21 protein-coding genes and 1 CRISPR repeat array are annotated in these 22685 nt (G+C 36.3%); of the genes, 8 read left to right on the top strand and 13 right to left on the bottom strand.

What is annotated here, in order from left to right; all coding sequences use genetic code 11:
* Positions 1-9 precede the first annotated feature (9 nt).
* A complete protein-coding gene (locus D1Z92_RS01065; RefSeq protein WP_128893786.1) occupies positions 10-981 on the bottom strand; it encodes a YheC/YheD family protein in 972 nt (323 codons plus the stop codon).
* A 139-nt stretch (positions 982-1120) separates the two neighbouring features.
* Here D1Z92_RS01065 and D1Z92_RS01060 point away from each other — a divergent pair, with 139 nt between their 5' ends.
* The 4 genes from D1Z92_RS01060 (at position 1121) to D1Z92_RS01045 (ending at position 5634) form a co-directional block, all read left to right on the top strand.
* On the top strand, positions 1121-1816 hold the full coding sequence (locus D1Z92_RS01060) for a response regulator transcription factor (RefSeq protein ID WP_128893785.1): 696 nt from the start codon (positions 1121-1123) through the stop codon (positions 1814-1816).
* Positions 1809-2810: a sensor histidine kinase gene (locus D1Z92_RS01055; RefSeq protein ID WP_128893784.1), complete on the top strand. Its 1002-nt coding sequence runs from the start codon at positions 1809-1811 to the stop codon at positions 2808-2810. The genes D1Z92_RS01060 and D1Z92_RS01055 overlap by 8 nt, the downstream gene beginning before the upstream one ends.
* A gap of 129 nt (positions 2811-2939) precedes the next feature.
* Positions 2940-3704, top strand: coding sequence for an ABC transporter ATP-binding protein (locus tag D1Z92_RS01050; protein ID WP_128893783.1), 765 nt, complete (start codon positions 2940-2942; stop codon positions 3702-3704).
* Entirely contained in the window at positions 3691-5634 is a 1944-nt protein-coding gene (locus D1Z92_RS01045; RefSeq protein WP_128893782.1) for an FtsX-like permease family protein, read from the top strand. Before D1Z92_RS01050 ends, D1Z92_RS01045 begins: the two co-directional genes overlap by 14 nt.
* A 202-nt stretch (positions 5635-5836) precedes the next feature.
* Here the strand turns inward: D1Z92_RS01045 and D1Z92_RS01040 are convergent, their stop codons facing one another.
* Genes D1Z92_RS01040 through D1Z92_RS01030 form a run of 3 tightly spaced genes read right to left on the bottom strand, consistent with a single transcriptional unit; the run spans position 5837 to position 8828 of the window.
* Complete coding sequence (locus D1Z92_RS01040) at positions 5837-6724, bottom strand: glycine betaine ABC transporter substrate-binding protein (protein WP_128893781.1); 888 nt, start codon at positions 6722-6724, stop codon at positions 5837-5839.
* Positions 6724-7686 carry an ABC transporter permease gene (locus tag D1Z92_RS01035; protein WP_306438798.1) on the bottom strand — a complete coding sequence of 321 codons (963 nt, stop codon included), beginning with the start codon at positions 7684-7686 and terminating at the stop codon, positions 6724-6726. The genes D1Z92_RS01040 and D1Z92_RS01035 overlap by 1 nt, the downstream gene beginning before the upstream one ends.
* Complete coding sequence (locus D1Z92_RS01030; RefSeq protein WP_128893873.1) at positions 7683-8828, bottom strand: quaternary amine ABC transporter ATP-binding protein; 1146 nt, start codon at positions 8826-8828, stop codon at positions 7683-7685. Before D1Z92_RS01030 ends, D1Z92_RS01035 begins: the two co-directional genes overlap by 4 nt.
* A gap of 352 nt (positions 8829-9180) precedes the next feature.
* Here D1Z92_RS01030 and D1Z92_RS01025 point away from each other — a divergent pair, with 352 nt between their 5' ends.
* Complete coding sequence (locus tag D1Z92_RS01025; RefSeq protein WP_306438797.1) at positions 9181-9738, top strand: GbsR/MarR family transcriptional regulator; 558 nt, start codon at positions 9181-9183, stop codon at positions 9736-9738.
* Positions 9739-9955: 217 nt separating this feature from the next.
* On the opposite strand, the gene D1Z92_RS01020 is transcribed toward D1Z92_RS01025, so the two are convergent.
* The 4 genes from D1Z92_RS01020 to D1Z92_RS01005 all read right to left on the bottom strand — a co-directional run bounded on the left by D1Z92_RS01020 (position 9956) and on the right by D1Z92_RS01005 (position 13501).
* Complete coding sequence (locus D1Z92_RS01020) at positions 9956-11176, bottom strand: cytochrome P450 family protein (protein WP_128893780.1); 1221 nt, start codon at positions 11174-11176, stop codon at positions 9956-9958.
* Positions 11177-11321: 145 nt separating this feature from the next.
* Positions 11322-12077 (bottom strand): GTP cyclohydrolase II, encoded by a 756-nt coding sequence (locus D1Z92_RS01015; RefSeq protein ID WP_128893779.1) that lies wholly within the window; start codon positions 12075-12077, stop codon positions 11322-11324.
* Positions 12078-12209: 132 nt separating this feature from the next.
* Positions 12210-13070, bottom strand: a complete 861-nt coding sequence (locus tag D1Z92_RS01010; RefSeq protein ID WP_128893778.1) for a hypothetical protein — start codon at positions 13068-13070, stop codon at positions 12210-12212.
* A gap of 170 nt (positions 13071-13240) precedes the next feature.
* On the bottom strand, positions 13241-13501 hold the full coding sequence (locus tag D1Z92_RS01005; RefSeq protein ID WP_128893777.1) for a hypothetical protein: 261 nt from the start codon (positions 13499-13501) through the stop codon (positions 13241-13243).
* Positions 13502-13592: 91 nt separating this feature from the next.
* Positions 13593-13955: a CRISPR direct-repeat array (repeat unit 26 nt; unit sequence AGTTTCAATTCCTTATAGGTACGATA).
* Positions 13956-14263: 308 nt separating this feature from the next.
* Here D1Z92_RS01005 and D1Z92_RS01000 point away from each other — a divergent pair.
* Positions 14264-16678, top strand: coding sequence for a hypothetical protein (locus D1Z92_RS01000; protein ID WP_128893776.1), 2415 nt, complete (start codon positions 14264-14266; stop codon positions 16676-16678).
* A 327-nt stretch (positions 16679-17005) separates the two neighbouring features.
* Here the strand turns inward: D1Z92_RS01000 and D1Z92_RS00995 are convergent, their stop codons facing one another.
* Positions 17006-17197, bottom strand: coding sequence for a hypothetical protein (locus tag D1Z92_RS00995; RefSeq protein ID WP_128893775.1), 192 nt, complete (start codon positions 17195-17197; stop codon positions 17006-17008).
* A 249-nt stretch (positions 17198-17446) separates the two neighbouring features.
* Here D1Z92_RS00995 and D1Z92_RS00990 point away from each other — a divergent pair, with 249 nt between their 5' ends.
* Together D1Z92_RS00990 and D1Z92_RS00985 are read left to right on the top strand one after the other, a co-directional pair.
* Positions 17447-17815, top strand: coding sequence for a helix-turn-helix domain-containing protein (locus D1Z92_RS00990; protein WP_306438796.1), 369 nt, complete (start codon positions 17447-17449; stop codon positions 17813-17815).
* A 59-nt stretch (positions 17816-17874) separates the two neighbouring features.
* Positions 17875-18831, top strand: a complete 957-nt coding sequence (locus D1Z92_RS00985; protein ID WP_128893773.1) for a hypothetical protein — start codon at positions 17875-17877, stop codon at positions 18829-18831.
* 31 nt (positions 18832-18862) lie between these two features.
* Here the strand turns inward: D1Z92_RS00985 and cmr6 are convergent, their stop codons facing one another.
* From cmr6 to D1Z92_RS00965, 4 genes are read right to left on the bottom strand one after another with little or no spacing between them, the layout of a single operon-like run.
* Positions 18863-20038 (bottom strand): type III-B CRISPR module RAMP protein Cmr6, encoded by a 1176-nt coding sequence (cmr6, locus tag D1Z92_RS00980; protein WP_128893772.1) that lies wholly within the window; start codon positions 20036-20038, stop codon positions 18863-18865.
* Between the two features lie 11 nt (positions 20039-20049).
* A complete protein-coding gene (gene cmr5 / locus D1Z92_RS00975; RefSeq protein ID WP_164931378.1) occupies positions 20050-20436 on the bottom strand; it encodes a type III-B CRISPR module-associated protein Cmr5 in 387 nt (128 codons plus the stop codon).
* 1 nt (position 20437) lies between these two features.
* The gene (gene cmr4, locus D1Z92_RS00970; protein WP_128893770.1) at positions 20438-21463 is read right to left on the bottom strand and encodes a type III-B CRISPR module RAMP protein Cmr4; all 1026 of its coding nucleotides are present in this window, start codon (positions 21461-21463) and stop codon (positions 20438-20440) included.
* A gap of 16 nt (positions 21464-21479) precedes the next feature.
* Entirely contained in the window at positions 21480-22679 is a 1200-nt protein-coding gene (locus D1Z92_RS00965; RefSeq protein ID WP_164931377.1) for a type III-B CRISPR module-associated Cmr3 family protein, read from the bottom strand.
* Positions 22680-22685: the final 6 nt, after the last annotated feature.

Here is a 22685-nt window from a genome sequence, read left to right as displayed (position 1 = left end):
TCACTCCATTTATTGATTTCGATTTCTTTGTATCCGATCTAGTATGTCTCGATCACCTAGCTTTTCAAAAATTCGAATCAGTGGACGAGTATTGATTTCAATAATCCACGGTTTCATCGTCTTATCTAATCCTATATCTACACCGAATTCTTTGATTTGAGGAAATTTATTTTTTAAGACTTTGGAAGCTAGCAATGCAACTTCCTGCATTTTATAAATCGTAATAAGCCCTTTGCTAATGCGAGATGAAGTTAACAATCGTTGTACCGGTATCACTTCCCCACCACCACTAGCATTCGTAATAATTTTATCTGGATGCGCCACACGGCAAGCAATGCCCACCACGTTATACTGTCCGTCTTCTTTTTGCAGCATAATACGCAAATCTACTGGTCGTGATTGATAGTTTATGAGTTCTACCCCTCGCTGAATAATGTACGGTTTTTTGATCGTATGTTTTCGAATGGATGTCATAAGGTCTGAAAAGGATGTAAAATAATATACCGCTTCTTCCACTTGATACCGGAATGGTAAACCATTAATGTCTTTGATATATTCTACTTTCATCACACCTTTTCCAAAGGCGCCGACAGTTGGTTTGATATATACCATCCTGTATTTCATTAACATGGAATGTAACGTTTTGGATGTCATCAACACGGTATGAGGAAGATGAGCGCTTAGACGTTGATTAGACTGGAACAATCGATAATGCATCCATTTATTTCTTGGGTTTATTTTTTTTATGATCTTAACTTTTCTTTTTGCTTTGATTTTTTTTGCATTTATTTTTTTTGCATTTATTTGTTTTGCATTTATCTTTTTGCTTTTATTTGCTTTGTCTCCAAGGACATATTGCTTTCCAGCATTCACTTTTTTGCCACGCTTAACGTTGATTGCACCGCTTACGTTTTTATTTTTTTTGGTGTTTTTTCGATTTACTGCTCGCACAAGGGAAGCACCACCTACTGTAATAGTCATATTTAATCTTCCATTTCACTATATGTGGATTTGTACATGCATGGCACGGTTTGTATCCCCCTTTTTCAAATTTGGATGATTACCGCCCTTGTACATTATGGTAAAATAAACAAATAAATTTTGAGAATGGTGATTGTGCATGTTTACATTACTTTTAATTGAGGATGACGCCTCTTTATTTTCAGAAATGAAAGATCGCTTAACACAGTGGGATTATAAAGTACACGGTATTACTGATTTTGAAAAAGTCTTAGAGGAATTCAGCAACATCAACCCAGAGCTGGTGATTATTGATATTCAACTGCCTAAATATGACGGGTTTCACTGGTGCAGAATGATTCGCAGTCATTCAAAAGTACCGATTATTTTCCTATCTTCCCGAGATCATCCGATGGATATGGTGATGTCCATGCAGTTAGGGGCTGATGACTATTTGCAGAAGCCTTTTCATTTTGATGTGCTCATCGCTAAAATTCAGGCTATATTACGCCGCACTTACAACTACAATGCGGAAGATGTTGCGCTGAGAACGTGGAGAGGAGCAAAAATTGACTTTGAAAAACACATTGTCATCAATGATGTTGGATCTATTGAATTAACGAAAAACGAACTTTTTATTTTAAAAATATTAATACAGCATAAAAACAACATTGTGAGCAGAGAGACGCTGATGAATCACTTGTGGAATGATGACCGCTTTATTAGCGACAATACGTTAACGGTCAATGTCAATCGCTTACGAAAACGGTTGGAACAGTTGGGTCTAGGTGACTTTATTGAAACCAAAGTGGGACAAGGATACTTGTTAACAGAAGAGGAAAATACATATGATTAAATCTTACATCTGGGAACGGAAAAGCTGGATTGCATTTGTTGTTTTCACTCATACTGTCATCTTATTTATTGCTTATATCGATCCGTCGATTCCATTCCAATCGTATTTGTACATCGTCTTTTTAGTCACTGTGTTTTTGACTTTGTTTATTGTTTTTCGTTATTACAGTGAAACATCATTTTACAAACAACTTAGGGATGGGGAATATGCTAACCCACTTGATGGCCTCCATCCGCAGCGTCCATTTGAACACATCATAGTAGAAAAGCTAGAAGCGCAGCATGAGCAGTCCAAAGCGCAGATATCCAAGCAACGTGAAGTGATGGAACAGGAACAAGATGAGTTGTTGTCGTGGGTGCACGAGGTGAAGACCCCGCTTACGTCTCTGCATTTACTGATTGATCGCATAGAAGATAAGCAGTTAAAGCATCAATTTACGTATGAATGGTTTAGAGTTCACTTTTTGCTTGATCAACAGCTGCATCAGAAGCGAATTTCTTTTATTGAAAATGATCTGTACATCGAAACCGTTCAACTGCGTGACATCATGCATCAGGAAATCAAGTTTCTGCAATCGTGGTGCATACAAAAAAAGATCGGATTTGAATTAAATTTGAAGCATAACGACGTGATTAGTGATGGGAAATGGCTTGCTTTTATTCTGCGTCAGCTTATTACTAATGCTGTAAAATATAGTGAGCAAGAAGATATTATGATTGAAAGTGACATATATGAAGCACACGTCATATTAACTATCACCGACAAAGGGCAAGGCATTGATGCCAAGGACATGCCTCGCATATTCGATAGAGGCTTCACATCCACAACGGAGCATCAAAACCATCAGGCCACAGGGATGGGACTATACTTGGCAAAGCAAGCTGCCGATTCATTACATATAAAGATCGAGATGAGATCTAAAGTGAATGATGGCACGACGGTGATTTTGACCTTTCCGAAACGAAATGAATTTACGATCATCAGCAGCAAGTGACAAAAATGTCACCTGCTTTTTTTATTTGTTAGGTAAATCGAAGGAAAACAAAACATCCCCTTATTATAATGAACATAATCCTTGTTGAAAGCAGTAAACACAGGGCAAACGAAAGGAGTCATGACAACCATGTTCATACTACAAGCAACAAAACTACATAAAAGTTACGGTAATAAATGGAACAAACAAGAGGTTTTAAAAGGATTGGATGTATCCGTTAAAAAAGGGGAATTCGTCTCGATTATGGGGGCTTCGGGATCCGGTAAAACGACATTGCTCAACGTACTTTCCTCCATCGACAAAGTGAATGACGGATCGATTTTGATTGATGGCACAGAAATGACGAAAATGAAAGAGAAGCAGCTTGCCGAGTTTCGTAAACATCAATTAGGGTTTATTTTTCAAGAGTACAATTTGCTCGACACGTTAACCGTAAAAGAAAATATATTACTGCCTTTATCGGTCATGAATATTTCTAGAAAAGGGGCCGAGCAACGCTTTCGTGCTTTGGCGAAGACGTTAGGGATTGAAGATGTGCAAAATAAGTACCCGAACGAAATTTCAGGTGGACAAAAACAGCGTACATCCGCCGCTCGTGCATTTATCCATCAACCAAGTATTATTTTTGCAGATGAGCCTACTGGTGCGCTCGATTCCAAGTCCGCTTCCGATTTACTGGATAAATTAAAAGAACTCAACCAACAGTACGAAGCCACAATTGTGATGGTGACACATCATGCCGTTGCCGCAAGTTATGGTGACCGAGTCATCTTCATCAAAGACGGGCAAATATATACTCAGTTGCATAAAGGAGAGCAGTCTAGAAAGGACTTCTTCCAAGATATTATGAGTACACAGGCTGTTTTAGGTGGGGTGCAAGATGAAGATCAGTAAGCTCATCCTCAAAAACTTAAAAAAGAATGTAAAAAATTACTACCTTTATGTGTTTGCACTCACGTTTAGTGTTGCCCTTTACTTTTCTTTTGTCACCTTGCAATATGATCCTGCCTTAGATGCAACGAAAGGTTCGATAAAAGGGGAGGCAGGAATAAAAGCAGGGTCTGTTATTTTAATTCTCATTGTGACTGTTTTTTTATTGTACGCCAACCGCTTATTTATGAAACGGCGCAGTAAAGAAATTGGACTTTTGCAGCTCATTGGAATGACGAAAAACAACGTATTTCGCATATTAAGTGCAGAAAATTTCATCCTTTATTTTAGCTCCTTCGCTATGGGTATGTTTCTCGGCTTCTCCGTTTCCAAAGTCATTTTGATGATTTTGTTTAAGATCACTGGGGTAGAAACTACGGTGAACCTTCGCTTTTCTTCCGAGGCTTTCATCCAAACTACCATCGTGTTTACCATCATTTATTTACTCATGATGGGGCTAAATTATTTGTTTATACAAAGACGAACCATTTTGAACTTATTTCATGTAAATACGACAAGTGAAACAAAAGGAAAACGACTCACTTGGTTGGAAATGTTAATAGGGCTTTTAGGCATTGGACTTATTCTACTTGGTTATTATTTATCCACGGAACTGTTCAGTGCAGAATATATGACATCCAATGGATTGTTTTTCATGATGATTTTGATACTGTCTTCTGTCATTGTCGGAACGTACTTATTTTACAAAGGGACAGTGAGTTTTGTATTTCATCTTATTCGCAAACGTAAGCAAGGCCTATTGTCAATCCAAGATGTGACGTCTTTATCTCCACTTATGTTTCGCATGAAATCAAACAGCCTTTTACTAACCATTATTACCACTATATCTGCGTTAGCGATTGGTTTGTTATCGTTAAGCTATATTACATTTTATTCTATAGAGGAAGTTGCAAAAAATACTGTTCCGAACGATTTTGCATTCATTAGTGAAGAAGATGCGAATCAGTTAAAACAAGCTTTGGACTCCAGTAACATCACGTATGAGGAAACCATATTTGAGGTCATTCAAGTCGCTTTCAACATGAACGACATTTTAAGTCAAGACAATATCTTCGCCAACAATGATGGGTATGTTAGGACTCCTGTCATTAGTGACACAGACTTAGAGCGTATGGATGTAGATGAAGGCGAACTGATTATATCGGGGTATAACAAATCGTTGCAAAGTGTATTTCCGTTTAAATCATCAGGTATCGTGACACTAAAAGGCAAAAACAACACCGTGGAGTTAGGTTATACGGGAATTGAGAAAAACTATTATCTCTCTCACTATTATACGGGAGGGAGCGCACGACCGACAGCTATTGTCGATGACAAAATGTTCCAACAGTTGAAAAAGGATCTAGATCGAGAAATAGAACAGCCATCTTCTATCTATATTGGCTTAGACGTGGTTAACAAAAAACAGCTAGAACAGGCTCATGCATTGTTTGCAGAACAAAACTTCACATCTGAATATGCTGAATCCCAACTGCACATTAAAAAAGAAAATCAAAAAATTTTTGGGCTTATCATGTTTGTCGTTGGATTTTTAGGATTGACTTTTCTCATTACTTCCGGTTGTATCTTATATTTTAAACAGATGGATGAAGCAGAAGATGAGCAGCCTAATTACACGATTTTACGCAAAATTGGATTTACCCAAAGTAATTTATTGAAAGGGGTCATTCGCAAGCAGATCTTTAATTTCGGCATACCGCTGCTTGTCGGCCTTTCCCATAGTTATTTTGCTGTAAAATCTGGCTGGTTTTTCTTTGGCGCAGAACTTTGGACACCGATGATGTTGGTTATGGTTATCTACACCGCTTTGTATTCCATTTTCGCTTTCCTGTCTGTGCTATATTATAAAAGGGTCATTAGAGAAGCGCTGTAAACTGTAAAACTTGGTAATTCGTAAAATCAAAAAAACAACTTGTATACACTTTGGTGATTAGTACGTTGTAATCAATACGTTGTAATGAGTATGGATAAAGTAAATACTGCATTGGATACATTGAATGTATTAGGGTATTGAATGTATTAGATATGAAAAATCCCCACCTAGTATTGTAGGCGGGGATTGTATTTGTCTTACGTTATTCTGATTTTAAATCTTCAATGGAATCAATGTCCATATAGCTCGGTACAACTAAACCAACTTTTGTTCCTACTAAGTTAGCGCCTAAGTCTTCAAAATCGCCTTCAAAGGTACTATAGTGGTCTGCATGCGTGATCGGTAACCATGCAGCAACAAGTGCATCGACACTTCCATCCGCAACACCCGCAAACATTGGTCCTACTTCCACTTGACGCAAGGTTACATCGTATCCGTGATCCATCAGTACTTGTCCGATGACATGTGTACTTGCGATTTCACTAGCCCATGCAACGAAAGCGATCGTGACTTCTTCTCCGTTCCCTTTTGCCGCACCATCGGTCCACTCCGCTACCATGTCAGCATGATCTGCCACCCATTGTGCTGCAGATTCTTCTGATGACATACCATCTTCATTCATGACCATGACTTCTCCCATATCATCCGAAGTCCAGTTAAATTGATCTAACACTTGATGAACACCTGGAAGATCTTCTTTCAATCCGTTGCGTACTAAAGTGTGAATGGATTCATCTTCACCATAAATTCCTTTAGGATCTTCTAAGTATTTCAAGTCAAATTTAGAGAACATCCAGTGTGGTGTCCAGCCCGTTACAACAATCGGCTCTTCATTATTGTATGCTTTTTTTAATGCTGCCGTCATTGCTGCGCCAGAACCTTCTACAAGCTCCCAATCTGTTAATTCATAATCTTCCAGTACTTGCGCTGTTGCTTTCATTAGACCAGCACCTGGATCGATTCCGATGATTTCATAATCTAACCTTTCCCCAACTGTAGCATCTTCATTTGTTTCTTCTCCACTGCCGCATGCAGCAACCCCTACAGCTAAAGTCAATGTTAAACCCATTGTTAAAAACTTTTTAAACATTACAAATTTCCCCCTCTATTTTTACTACCAATGTTTTGTGTCAATCGATCTAGAATGATCGCAATGACAACAATACTAATTCCAGCTTCAAAACCTGCACCAATTTGAAGCTGTGTTACAGCACGGTACACTTCCGCACCTAATCCTGGTGCTCCTACCATGGATGCGATAACGACCATGGATAAAGATAGCATAATACTTTGGTTAATACCAGCCATAATAGACGGCATTGCAAGTGGCAACTGTACTTTGAGCAACTTTTGTGTTGTGGTTGAACCAAAAGCTTGTGTTGCTTCAATCAGCTCGCCTGACACTTGCCTAATACCTAAAATCGTTAAACGAATCGCCGGTGGCATGGCAAAAATAACCGAAGCAATGATACCTGGAACGACACCAATGTTAAAGAAAAATATAGCCGGTAATAAATAAACGAAAGCTGGCATCGTCTGCATAAAATCGAGAACCGGTGTCACAATACGGCGAATTTTCTCGCTTTGTGAAGCCAAAATCCCAACCGGTATGCCCACCGCCACCGTTATGATGACAGACGCGATCACTAGCGATAAGGTTTCAATCATTTCTTCCCAATATCCTAAATTCAGAATGAGAAGCAATCCAATGAGTGTAAACAAACCAAATTTCCATTTACCTGACCACCATGCTAAGGCAGTAAAAGATAAAATCAACACGGTAATGGGCGCATCCAAAATAAATACTTCTAACAAAATAGATAAAAAGAAAGCAGGTAGTCCGAATTTCCAACGTCCAACAGACCATGCAATCACGGTAGCAGCTAAAATGAAAATAAAGTTCGGTCCAGTAAGTAAACTGTCCACCATATATTCTACGATGTATTCAAGACCCTCTGCTATTTCTTCAAAAGAACGTTCAAACTGATTTACAAGAAAATCTATAAATGTATCGATCCAATCTCCTAAGGGCAACTTCGGTATATTCATCATTCGCCACCACCATCATCCATATTAATATGCTCATCGCTGCCAGCTAGTCCACCTAACACTGCACCTTTAATGACAACGCCTAACAATTTATGTTTTTCATTCACTACCGCTACTGGATGATGCGTCGTTGAAATGACTTCAAACACGTTCGTTAAAAGCGTTTCTTTCGTTACTGTAGATAGCTCTTCTTTCTCTATAATATCTTCTAGTGACTGCTTTTTTTCTATTGCTTTCAAAGCGTCATCTGCTGTAATAATACCGAGCAATGTTTTATTTTTATCCACAGCAAAAATAGAAGAAATACGTTTATCCTTCATGAGCTGCAATGCCACACGAGGACCTTTATCAATCAGGACCGTTTCCGGTGACTTCATGACATGTTCTACCGTCAAAACCTTAGATAAATCCACATCTTCTACGAATTTTTCTACGTAACGATTTGCTGGATTCATTAGTATTTCTTCAGGTGTTCCAATCTGTACAATTTTTCCATCTTTCATTAATGCAATGCGATCACCAATACGCAACGCTTCGTCTAAATCATGTGTAATAAAAATAATCGTCTTGTTCATGGAAGATTGTAGACTTAACAGCTCATCTTGCATGTCTTTACGAATGAGCGGATCTAATGCACTAAATGCTTCATCCATAAGCAAAATATCAGGATCATTCGCTAACGCGCGTGCAAGTCCAACACGCTGCTGCATCCCCCCACTTAATTGGGAAGGGTATTGATTTTCGTAACCTTTCAAGCCAACTAGTTCCAGAGAGGCAATCGCTTTTTCTTGCCGTTGTTTCTTGCTCATTCCTTGAATTTCCAAGCCATACTCCGTATTTTGCAATACCGTACGATGCGGGAAAAGTGCAAACTTCTGAAATACCATGCTCATTTTTTTTCTGCGTGTTTCTAGCAGCTTCACTCTGTTCATGAGTGTTAAATCTTGTTCTCCTATGTATATTTCACCGCTTGAAGGTTCAATTAATCTGTTAAGCAGTCGAATAAGGGTAGATTTTCCACTACCCGACAACCCCATAATGACAAATATTTCACCCTGTTTTACATCGAAATTAGCTAAATTCACTCCGACGGTAGCGCCCGTTTCCTTCAGTATTTCTTGCTTTGACTTGCCGCTACTGAGCATCGTCAATGCCTTTTTTTTGTTTTTACCGAACACTTTTGTTAAATTCTTCACTCTGACTATTGTCTCTGAGCCCAATGTAGTTCACTCACCCATCCATTAATAAATGCAATAGTTATATTATAAGGAAAATGAGGTGTATTATTCAAAAAGTAAAAGACAGCGTATTTTGTCGATTCATTTTGTACAGTTTAAACTGTACAAACTGTAACTGTTGATGCTTATAAATCCTCTCAAATAAAACCATATGCTTCATAATCCTTACTTTACAAAACAAATATAAATGAGTAATCTATTGTTAAAATCAATTTAAAATCATTGTTAAAATTTAAAATCAATAAAATAAAAGCAGGAAGTGAACGAATTGGAAGGTAATGGAAGCGATAAATTGTTAGTGGCACGAGAGCGTGTCGTTGAATCCATGGCGAAAAATATGCACCTATACGGTGTCACTTCGTCCATTGCCAGATTATATGGCTTAATGTTTTTCGAAGATCATCCTATGACGTTAGACGAGATGAAAGAACAACTAGGTATGAGCAAAACGAGCATGAGCACATCTGTACGAACTTTAATGGATTTAAAAATGATTGATAAGAAATGGATGAAAGGTACACGGAAAGATCACTATGCGGTACAGGAAGATTGGTATCAGAGTTTTATCGACTTTTTCTCCATCAAATGGAAAAGTGCCGTAACGATGAACATTCAGTCCATTAAAAAGTCATTACATGATCTAGAAGTTCTCATTACACAACCTGACATAGATGAAGAAGTAAAACATACTGCTGAAAATGATATAAGTAAGCTGCATGAAGCATTAAAATATTACGATTGGTTATTACAAGTCATTCAACAATTTGAATCGCATCATATTTTTGATTTGGTACCGAGACCAGATGAAAAACTTTAGAGCTAGACAGTTGGACAAGTCCTGAAAAATTAGACAAGGGACAAGTAGTCCTGCAAAACGCACTTTTAAAAGTAAATGATCATCCACCTCCTGCTACTTTCATACAAAGAATAAAAAAAGTAAAAAAGGCTATAACCATAACAAATCATTATGATGTATAGCCTTATATATTTATCTTTCATTTAGTTTAATCTATCATTATTTTCAGGTTACATCATTACTTCTGCACAGGTAAAGATGTAATACCTCTAAAAATTTCAGAGTTTCTCCATCTAATATCTTTCTCTTCTACTGCTAGCGCAAGATTAGGAAATCTATTTAATAGCGCTCTAAGCGCAATATCTGCCTCTAACCGAGCCAAAGGTGCACCTAAGCAAAAGTGAATACCATAGCCAAAAGCAAGATGTTTGTTATTTTCCCTTGTAATATCAAAAACATCCGCATTCTCAAAAAATTCAGGATCACGATTCGCACCAGCAATACTTAAATAGATGTAATCCCCTTTTTTGATTTGCTTGTCATGCAAATCGATGTCTTCCAACGCCATTCGAAACGTTGCAAACTCAACGGGGTTCGTATAACGCAACATTTCCTCGATGGCTGTTGGCATGAGATCTTGATTATTTTTCAATTTAGTTAATTGCTCAGGATGTTGAAACAGGGCAAACATCCCATTCCCTATTAAATTGACAGTCGTTTCATGACCTGCAACCACTAATAAAAATAAAGTAGAGTATAATTCCTCTTCGCTAAGTTTATCTCCGTCTTCTTCTGCTTGAACTAAATGACTTATAATATCATCTTGCGGATTTTCTGATCTTATTTTTACTAGTTTCTTCATGTAATCTAAAAAATCTCTAATATATTCTTGCCAATTCTCGAACTCTTCTTTACTATCAAACTCATCATTGGAAGCATTTTCTGACCATACACGAAAACGTTCTCTATCTTCTGCAGGAATTCCCATCATTTCAGATATCACTGTAATCGGAAGTGGAAAGGCAAAATCGTTAATTAAATCGCATTGTTCTTTCTTTTCCATTTCATCTAATAACTCATTGGTAATTTCCGTAATTCTTCCTCTTAAGTTTTCAATCATACTAGGAGTAAATACTTTATGGACAAGCATGCGGAGGCGTTTGTGATCTGGAGGATCGGTGGAAAGCATGTTATTCATCACATACCCTGATTCTTCACCATAGGCTCTTTGTTTTATTTCTTCTTCTGTCATTAATTTGGTAGGTTCTTTCGATAATCGTAAATCGGCAAACAGTGCTGAAACATCTTTATATCTGCTGATGAGCCAACTTTCCTGCTTGTATTCTCCTCTTTGTACTGTAAAAGAATGAACCGGATCGTGCTTTCTAAGGTCAGTTAATGTAGGGTAAGGATTTTGTTGATACGATTTTGAATAAATATCTATACTAACTTCATTCACTTCGAATCTCTCCTTTTGTATATTTGGAAGACCGATGACTGAGCAAGATGTGCAGTATGATACTCTAGTACTATTTTACTCATCCGTTCCAGTTAATTACATTATACTGGTGCAAAATAGAAAAGTAAAATTAAACCGATGTAAATTAAATTGAATCAGATGGAGTTTCTTCAGCTAAGTGACCTGAACGTTTAATTTTTGTTTTTAAATAATTTTCATTGAAAACAGACACATCTCCCCATAGCGGTCTTCGCTCTGACACTTTTAAGCCAGCACTTTGTAATGCATTTAATTTCTTAGGATTGTTTGTCATTAAAGTCACCGGTTTTGTTCTCAAATGCTTGAGCACTTGTATAGCATCATCATAATTTCTTGCATCATCCACAAAACCAAGACTTTGATTAGCGTCCACCGTATCATATTCATGTTCTTGAAGAATGTATGCCATCGCTTTGCTAAATAACCCTATCCCTCTGCCTTCGTGATTAGCCAAATAAAATAGCGCACCAGTGCCTTCTTCGACAATGGTTTTCAACGACTTCTTTAACTGGTAACCACAATCACAACGCTTACTTCCAAATATATCTCCTGTATGGCAAATGGAATGCATTCGTATGATCGCTTCCTCTGCATCGGTAAAATCACCGTATACCAACACACTAGACTGTTGTTGCTCAGCCAAATTGGATGAAGACAACTTTTCAATGATTCTCCCGTAATCTTCTGTGACTTCCTCACAATTCAACCAACAATACCAGTGAAATTCTGCTGTATCATCATCTAAGTGAACAGGAAGCTTAATAGGGCCTACGATGTAAATTGCACCTGTTTTTGTGTTTATTTTTTCAATTTTATTTTGCAATACAGATAATATGTTTTCGTCGAATGTATTCGTTGACATATGTAGTTCCTTTCGTCCTGTTTATTCTATTTGTTCTGTTGCTGTAATAACACTGCACGTTCCGTTCAACGTTTATGGTTTTATAGACTACAAATTAGAATGTCCAGTAGCGTCTAACTACATGCATAACGATCAGAAAGAATGCCAAACCTCTATCTTATTCACATTGACAGCATCGTCATATGGAGATAACTCAACATATGTTTTTCGTATACTACTTTGAAAAACAGGTTCATCTTGATGCAATCTATCTGATGTTGCAAAATAGTAATTACTCTTTACATACAGATTGTCATCTGGACGCCTTCCTTGAATCACTTTGTAAGAAAACGTAGCACTTTGCACCAATCCTTCTTCATCAGGGTATTGCCAGCCTAGTCCCCCTCCAGGTGAAGCTGTATCAAGAGCAATTTCCATATCTTTGTTATTCATGTGCGCGATGGTTACATGTGAATTTGTTTTCATTGCTACATCGCCACTATAAATGATGGCAAGATAGTTTTTCATAGATAACGATAAAGGAAGTTCTTGATTCCAGTCATATGATGAAATAAATATTTTACCAAAGTCAGGATCTCCATATCCCTTCTCAAATTCTCCACTCATTAAGTACAGTGTTAGTTCGTATACTTCTTTTTGTGTCGTTGCCATCTCCTCTTGTTCCATTGGAACAAGTGCATTTTTCTTTTCATCGTAGTAAAATGCCTTTTTAATGGAACTAGCTTTCGTGATTTTACTATACTCTATTGCTTTCCAATCTTCTTTTATTTTCGCATCAGCTTCAGTGAAAATAGAGAAAATATCTAGCCCCGACTCTTCTTCAAACTCGTACATCTGGTAAGGCGCTGCTGCCTCGAAGTTCTGTACACTTTTATTTGCGGAACCCGCTTGGATCACTGCTGCTGCGATTACGATTAGGATTACGATGAAGATACATATGATGATCCATCGGCTTGGTTGTTTTTTGATGTTGGTGGTTAGTGAGATGTGCATGAGAAAAGCCTCCTATTGCTTTTTAGGTAGGAGTGAGTGGTTTGAACCTTACGTATATAAGACTAGGTCGGCATGGTTTAGAGGATTCACGGTTACTAAGTAAAAGTTTTCGGGATTCCGATTTTCAGGTGATTCAGGGATATTAGTGATTATTTTTTTGATATTATCCATCATGGGGTGTTCCAAAAAAATGTCATAACGACAAAAATAATAAATAAAAAAAGCAGCCCCAGTGTGTTTAGCATAAGTGACGTATAGGATAATAGTTTTTGTTCTTTTTTATTCATACTGATAATCGCAAACAGTAAGCCTGCTAATAACAATAATGTCCAATGGATGGGATTCATTTTTGTATTATAGTTGAACCAAAAAGCTAAATTATACGATGTAAAAGGAATCAGAAAGAATAGAAGCGAGATATATTTGTACATAGATTTGCTCCTTAGTGGGTGAATTCATTTCTTCTTATAGGTACGATATGAACACCTGTTATCTTTTATCTACAATCACTTGAAGAACGTAAGTTTCAATTCCTTATAGGTACGATATAAACTCAGAGCCTGCAAAAACATTTGCAATATCAAGACTGTTTCAATTCCTTATAGGTACGATATAAAATCAACACATCCGAACTCACTTTGCAGTTTTGAATCCTTGTTTCAATTTCTTATAGGTACGATATAAACCGGCATTAACGATTGCAGATAAACAAACAGGGGGATACAGTTTCAATTCCTTATAGGTACGATATGAACAATCACAGAATGCACGACAATGATTTAAGTACGTAGTTTCAATTCCTTATAGGTACGATACAAACCTAACGTAGGCATGCGGCAGAATACGAAAGGGACGAAGAAGTTTCAATTCCTTATAGGTACGATATGAACCCCAAAAATGCTTATGCTTATACTATTTCTACATAGACAAAAAAACTCCTTCTACATTTTTAAAAAAATATCAATATCAAGATTATGAGATCTTTACTCTCTTTTACTCCTCATATCTACGATATACTCTTATTTTCATTTTGTCGTCGATCCCCCGGGATTTTTACACTACTGGGGGTCGACGACACATATAGTCAAGTTCACTTTTAAAAATAAAATACTAAAATTCCTTCTTTGGGGTGTCAAATTAGTTGTTCGTCACCCTCTTATGTAGATAACATTTACAAAAGGGAGAGATTGACGATGCCAAATGAAACACCAAAATTAGGGATCAAAAAACCACTTATCAATGAATATGTCGAACTAGAATCTTTTAATTACAACTGGGATGCTATTGATGAAAATGCAGCATCGGTAGATGAGTTGTTGCAACAAAAGCAGTTACTCCAAGAACAAATTGACGGTATAAATGAAGTTTTAGGAGAAGCTTACGAAACAACGTCCAGTTTAGAGACTGGGCTAAACGTGATTACTACGGACAAAGCAACACCTCTGTATCCGAACATAAAAGGTAGAACGCTGTTGAATGTATTAGGAGACAAAGGGGGAATTGTAACAGGAACATTTAATAATAATTATTCTTCTATATCATATGATACTACTGAGTTTATCGTAGGCAATCAAAGTCTAAAGATAACTATTTCTTCAGACAAAGGATTCGGAACAGGATATTACTCTGGTTTGAAATTAGAACATACCAAACACTATATCCTTATGGCTGACGTGAAGAATGGAAATGCACAATCCATAAAATTATATATCGATACGAAATTAAATGATGAATATTCACACATGGTGGGTAACGAAATTACACAACAGCAGTTTCAGCCTAGTTATATTAAACTTGATGCTGCTTCATTTCAAAATGACAATGGAATTAATATTCATGGTTACGTTAGAGGTGATGATGGACAATACGGATATATGGATGCACTGAGAGTGTATGAAATTACTAAGGAACAGTACGATTTAATTGATGTTCATCCTGAGTGGACAGGTAATAAACTTGCAGAAAAGTTTCCATATGTCAATGGAATACAGCATACTACCCCGATCATCAGAAAAAGAGGGAAAAACATTATACCTACAAATGGATTTTATAATATGACAGATGAAGTAATAGAGAAGGAATACATTGTTACCCCCTTTGTTACAAATATAAATAAACCATCTGTCACAGAAAAAAAGATCGCTTACACTTACGATTTTGATCATGATGCAAACATTAGTCATTATACTATTTCAGCAGATATTGAGGTAACTAACGTTGGGGGCAACAATGGTTTTTTTGTTGAGTTTGCTGAAATCGATAATGAAGGTATTACCGTTTACAAAGGATCAATTTACAATATGGGATACTTAAAAGAGAGTGGACATTGTTCATTTACACTCACACCACAACCAGATACAGTGAAGATTCTAGCAAACTGGGTAGTGGACAAAGAAGCAACAGGCACATGGATCATTACTAATCCAATGGTTAGTGTGGGTAAGCAAGATCTACCATTTGAGTCTCCTAATCACGACCGTTTACAAATAAACACACCGTTAGGGTCAGGCTTAGATGGAAGTTCGCCAGATGAACTTTATTTTAAGGAAGGTACAGCATACATCAGCAGACATTGGGAAAAAGATATTCCACTCTACGGCAGTTTAGATTGGTATTTTACTTCACAACAAGAAGGTTATAAAGAGTATGCGATCAATAATATCGTAAAAGATGATTCTGGCTCTAAAGATGGTGAATATGTTTATGGAGGTAGCGGAGATAGAAAATTTTATCCATATTACGCCGATTTTAGAGAGCCTGACACTGTGAATATTGCATCCAGTGTATCTGATGGACACTTATATATTAGAATTCGAGATGAAGTGACTGGATTTACTAACGAATACACACCTAAAGCTAAAGAAATAAAAGCATTTTTTAACGGTTGGAAGGTAAAAACACATGTAGACGGCGTGCCAACGAGCTGGGTCTCGGTAGTAGATGACAGTGAAGCACCTACGCAATCACTAGATTTTGTAGCGTCCAATCACGCAAGATATTATGAGCCATATTTATTATGTTATCGACGTAGCCAGCCTATTGAAGAACAAGCATATGTAGAGGGCGCCCTAAGTTTGCATGCCGGTGACAACCTTATTCGTTTATACGACGATGAAACTGCACTTACACCACTAAATGTTGCAATAAAATATAATACTTCAATAGCATCAGTACAAGAGGCATTGGTGGCAGAAGTGAACGATGTGAAAAGTACAGCTATATCTAAAAGTGGAGATATCATTACAGGAGATTTTATTCATGATTGTAAGACACAACAACACGCATTTTATTTTTCAAGACAAGGGAGAAAAGATAAGGAATTTTTATCCGTTAATGTAGGTGACATTACTGCTTTGTTACATTACAAAAATGACGAGGCTGCATCGAGAATAAAATTCAGTATAGAAAATACGGATACAGAAACCACTGATGGAGTCAATGCCAATGCTACTGAGTTTGTCCTTACGTCGGATAAAAACGGTGGAAGGATGGAAATGATTAGGGACGGATCTTCCTATGAATATTTGCACACAGGACAATTACGAATTGAAGATGGAAAGCTGCAATTTTATGATGGAACGGACTGGAAGACGGTGTCTATTGATTAGTACATCAATCAAAATCATTTTATAAAGACATATCAATCATTTCACAATTTACTTTAGACATTTATTAATTTTAGGTAATTAGGTTATAAATGATCTAAGGCATATGAGCACCCCGACACTCACCTTCCGTAAAACAATCAAAAGAGAGATCAGCTCAACCTTGTTGTAAACCGTCTAACTTTTAGGGGCCTATGACGGTTTACCTTCGCTTTTAAAGAAAAATAGAAAGAACTAGTAATAAGCAACCCTACGAAATTATAAGAGATTCATTCCTAACATTATAACCCTCTTCCCCTATATGTAAAAAAAGCTAGGTATCCAACCACCCTATGCTTGATCGAGTAAAATAGATAGCCACATTTGTTCTTCTATCATTAATTCTATTGCACTTACTTGGTACATTATGCCTTCGTATGTAACATAATCAGATCGCTGTAACAGAAGCAAAAACTCAGATACATTAGAGGTGAAGTTTTCAAAATATTGTTCATTAGGGAATAACCAACGAATTTTGTACATTACCACACCTCTTCCTATTTACAACTTAACTACATTTACACTATATTCATGTTTCATGAATATATTACTGATTATATAGCAAAAATAAAGAATAAACAACGAAAAAATACATTTATCATGAACTAGTGCTTTGTAACCACCTTATATTGTATTTTCAATGTAGAATACATATAGGGAATTAATTCCTTTATTTTTTATGAACATATAGCATTTTCCGCAGTATCACATGACAAAATGAAACTTTACTAAATGATAAAGGTTGTTTTAATAATGGTGGGTAGTATTCTACGTGAGTTAAGGAAGTCAAAAAACATGACACAAGAAGCTCTAGCTTCTCATTTAAGTGCGGCTAAATCGACAATATCACAATATGAAAACAATATAAATGAACCAGACAATGCAACACTCATTAAAATAGCAAACATATTTCAAGTAAGTACTGATTACCTCTTAGGAAGAGATGTAAATAAAATTCCTGTAGAGGTTTATGAAAATTGCGCTTTTTTTGAATCAAAAAAAGAAAAACTTAACGATGATGAAGCTGAATTTTTAAAAGAAAGTTTGAACCTATACAGAAAAATGAAAGAAAAATACAACAGAAACAGTTCTAAAAATTAACAAAAAATAAATCAACACTTTTTGTTCATTAATATCTAATAAAGCTGGAGGATTTCAATTTGAGGAAAAGTAGAAAAAATTTCATCATAACTTTCTTTGTCTTTTTGATTTTAACTATGTATGCTTTACCTATCCCAATAGAAGCAGATGAAATAACAGAGTTACAGTCTAAAATTAATGATCTTGAGAAAGAAATCATAATCTTGCAAGGGAAAGCAACTAACTATGATTATTTGAAAGAAGAGAATGAAAATTATCGTACATATGTTGAAAATGAGTTGAAAAATTACCGAGAGTTTGTGGAAAATGAAAGAGCAGGACTATTTAATACAATCTCCACCATTTTCACTATATTGGGTGCAGTTATTACTATATTAGGTATAATATCTGGAATTTTTTTATTTTATATGCGATATGTATTCTCAAATTCTATCAAGGAATTTCAAGAGAAAATTAAATCAAAATTCACCGAAATTGAATCAAAATTCACTGAAATTGAGCATGATGCTGTAAATGATTTCGGTAAAATAATCGATGAAAAGCTTACTCAAATATCATCCGAAACTTTTTTTCATATTTTAAAACAAATGGTAAGCGAACAACTTTCACTAAAAAAGTCCAAAATTATAGTTATGGGTTCAAAAGATGAGATTGATATCATGAAAAAAACAGAAATCCCCGCTATTGAATCTAAAGGTGTTGCAGTTTTACCACCCGTTTACGAAGTGGATGATTTTAAAACAAAATTAGATAATAATGAATTTGATATTATAATTTATCGTTTTACTTCAAATGAAGATCCTTATCTGCATGAAGTAATCAAATCTCTTATAGCAAGTGAAAAAAAGATACCATTGCTATTGTACAACTATGAAAAAGGGAGTGTTACGATGAGCAAAGACTATACTTACAAGTGGATTGTTTATGCTAACTTACCTTCTACATTGTTGAGCCATTTATTCACACTACCATTTGCATTTTATAGTAATAATGAAGCTACCAAAACAAATTTGTAATGGTAGCTTCATTTTTCGTTACATTAATAAATTAAATATGTTTTTTTAAACGTTCTATTTTTTCCAACTGTTTACCTTGTTTTTTCTTCTTTTTAGGGAGGTCCCACTGATTTATTTCTTTCCAGTATGCTTTTAATTCCTGTGCAGGCTCTAATTCTCCTTGTTCCGCAAGTTCTAATACTTTTTTAAATATTTGTGGTGATTTGGACTCATCTTTACCTTGATCCATGTTTTTAAATTGTTGAATTTTATAAACTAATCTTTCTGCGTCCGTCATCTTTTCCAGCTTTAGCTTTTCGGCCTTTGCTGCTGCCTCTGCTTTGGCTTTCGCTTTTGCTGCAGCTGCTTTTTCATGCTTTTTGTACACTTCTTTTCTAATATCCAGATCATTAATTTCTTTAAAGTAACCGTAGCTTGATGATTTTTTTGAACCAATCCCGGTTTCTTTTAAAGCATTTTTCAAATAACAAATAGCTTCATCTAATAGTTTGTTAGATGATAATTTCGAATGTCTTCCTTCTTTTTTTGCTACAAATAAAGGAAAGTTTATTTCTTTATTGTTCAATACATAAAAATTAATGATATCCAATTTTTGATTATCCAGCGACTCCTGCTTGCCACTATAATATTCTTTGTGATGAACCGTCATCACATCCTTCTCTAGCTTAAAATCCTTACTTGCAATAAAAGCATCCATGCACTGTAACATGCCTCGTGATTTTTCCGAACCGAACAAATCTAAATATACTTTGTATAGGTGTTGTTGTTCTTCATTTGCCTCCGATTCCTCGGATAATATAGATTGATCAGGCTCCATGCCATTGAAGCAAGCTTGTATCACCCAATTTCGCATTGCTCCTTTTACACTAGATGCTGGAATATAAGGAATTCCATAGACCGAATGAATACTTATTGATGTTTCTCTTGCATTTATTGAACCAAAACCATGGACAAGCTTTCCATCTGTTTTGGCTTTAATGATTTCAACCTCATAGGAAGAAGAGAGGGAAAGTAATGCTTCCTTCTGTTGTGCATGCAGTAGAGATTTTTCTTCCTTCAACGAATTTGTTGGGTTTATATCATTCTGTTTATTGCTACTTTCTTTTATGAAGTAGTTCATTTTATACGCCATGTGATCGAGTGGTAGATCCTTGTAGTCATCTAAATATTTTGGATGAACAATTTTCATTCGATTCTTATCCTCCATTTTGATCACCCCTATACTTCTTTTTCTATTAATCCGTCAGCAAAGCGAGCTAGCCATTGCACATAGGCTATCACTTCCATAGTTAATCGCCTATACTCTTCACTCTCTTGTTCAATAATAAATTGCACGAAGTCTGCTTTGCCTTTATCCTTAAACTCTTCAAAGTCTTCGCTCTCCTGCTGCATAATCCAACCTCGTATTTGCTCATATATTGTTTCTTGTTTATAAAGATAAAACGCCATCGTTTGTGCTAATCCGTTGACTTGGATCATTGGGGCTAATTTTTTAACATGCGCCTTGTACACCGTTTGTTGCTTCTTATCTTCGTTTTTTTCTAAGATAGCTTTTACATTTTTCAAAGCATCTTTCGCTCTCTCATTTTCCATATTTTTTATCACACTAGTTGTTTCCCCCAACATTTTCAACTCCCTTCATCTCCATATATTTCAGTAGTCCTCTACCTAACGTACTATTGCCGCCCAACTGAAAAATTTCATTCCTCTTATCCAAGAAATTTTTAATATGATCCGCTTTTTCGAAATCCTCTAACCCCTTACCTCTGGCATCGCCAACGAAAAGGAAGCTATATAATATACTTTCAGGTGGTAGATTTTCTTCGTACCATAATCCTCCATCATTAACGACTCCGGTTTTCGAATCGATTTTAATTCTAGCGTTTACTTCAGTAGATAACTTTACGAAATCCATGAACGCCTGATCATCTAATATAACTAGTTTTTCAGTTAATCTATTTACAAATATTTTCTTATTTTCATTGTTAGGGTTATCTTTATCACTTTTATCATTTTCATCACTAAAATACAAACAATTCGCTAATGACTTGACCCACGCATCTAACTCTAAATTTTGCTCAACTGGAAAAGCATACTGTTCTAATACGATATTCTTCTTTCCACTGTTCTCACTGTCCTTACTGCTCTTATCTCCCATTGTTAGGCTAGATTTCTCACATACTTTACATCCGTTCCAACCTTCTTCTATGGGCGATTGTATCTTAATGTCATCTTGAAATTGACTCATTTCTCTAACAAAACGGTTCAGCACTTCTGGACAAGTGACCAAGGCGAAGACACCTTTCATCGACTTGACTGGGAAAAACAATAATCTTGCATCTGCATAAGAAATGGCTCCCGCTACCGTTTTATTCTCTTTATCCTCTTTCTGTTGAGGATCACTACCAAACGTCCATTTCATTTTCTCTTTAAAATCTGTTTCTTCTTGTAAAATTTGATTAAGTTCAAAATCCGCTTTTATTGCTCCCTTGAGAGTAGAGCTTTCTATTTTTGGTATTCCTGTGTGCTGTTCTCGTTGGATAGGTAAATCGACAATGCCAATTTCACTACCACTTCCTGCATGAACGGATGAAATAGCTTGCAACATAAAAGGGTACGCTTTTTTAAACATAGGTAACACTCCTCATCTATTGTTGTACAACGCCACAAAAAGAAATTCCATATCCTTCATGGCTCAGTTCATTTGTTAATCGGGTTTCGTGAATTTTAGTAACAATTTTTTCTGCTTGTCCTTCTGGCACTTGAATGTAGAAGACAGAGCCAGCTGGAATGGCTGTTCTTCTTGGTTTCGGTCTTCTCTTATGTATATCCCAACCACCAATAAGGTTTGGACGCTCAACAGCACTTGTCAAAACGCTCACTTCTAATTCATCGATCATTAATTTTTGTTCATTTTCATTTTCTTGCCACACGATTCGATCTTTCTGTCCCGTTGAAGAAGATCCATTATGATAGCCCCATATAGCTGGTGTTAGTAGGACTAACCTTGCCATGTTGCTTTTTTCTACCTGTTGTATTATCTTTTGTTCTTGCTGCTTTGTTAATAGATTTATGGATGAAGGCAACTGGTGTATTGTCCAAGGACGATTCTCTCCACCAAGTCGAGCAAAAGGGACTTGTGTGAGATCCGGACAATGCTTATCCTCTGTAAGTACGAGCAGTCCTAATTCTTTATCTTTAAACATAGACATATCTATTCGATAAAGGAGACCTTCCCCCTCTGTATCGATTGCTTTGTTTTCCTTATTATTTCTTCCTATACCCACTTTAGGGTTACGTTGCAACCAATCCGTTACTTTAAACCACCGGTTAATTTTATTCGGATCAATTAACGCTTGTATCCACTCTTGATAGGGCACATATACGCCTTGCATAGATGCTGCTTTTTCTTCTGTAGTTCGATATAGATAATGTGAACCGTGATGTGAAGAATAGTCCTGTTCGTCTTTTTTTTGTAATCTTAGGGGTAACACTTTTCCATCTGCTTTATCTTCAATTTGATAGTCTAGTGGAATAGGAAAGTAGATGTCTTCTAGTTCATCATGATCGTTTTTTTGCATGCGACATAGGAACCCACCCTGTATGGCAAATTGCCCTATGGTTGATGGTGTTCCCATCCAATGTCGAACGTTTTTATCTGTTCCTTCCGAAAAGATAGAAAAATCGCTATGTTGATGTATATATGCACTTCGTAGTGCACCATATACCGTGCTTAAATGAGGTGGAAATACCATTTCTGCCTCGCTATCCTCCCCAGCGGTAAACGATTGATGATTACGAAAAAAGAATGTGTCTATTGGTTTGAGTACTATACCATGCTTATTCATAATAAA

It is taken from the genome of Longirhabdus pacifica, from assembly GCF_004115085.1.
In the GTDB taxonomy this organism is placed as follows: Bacteria; Bacillota; Bacilli; order Paenibacillales; family DSM-105158; genus Longirhabdus; species Longirhabdus pacifica.
Note: the sequence above shows the minus strand (reverse complement) of the source record. Positions and strands in the feature narration are given on the sequence as shown.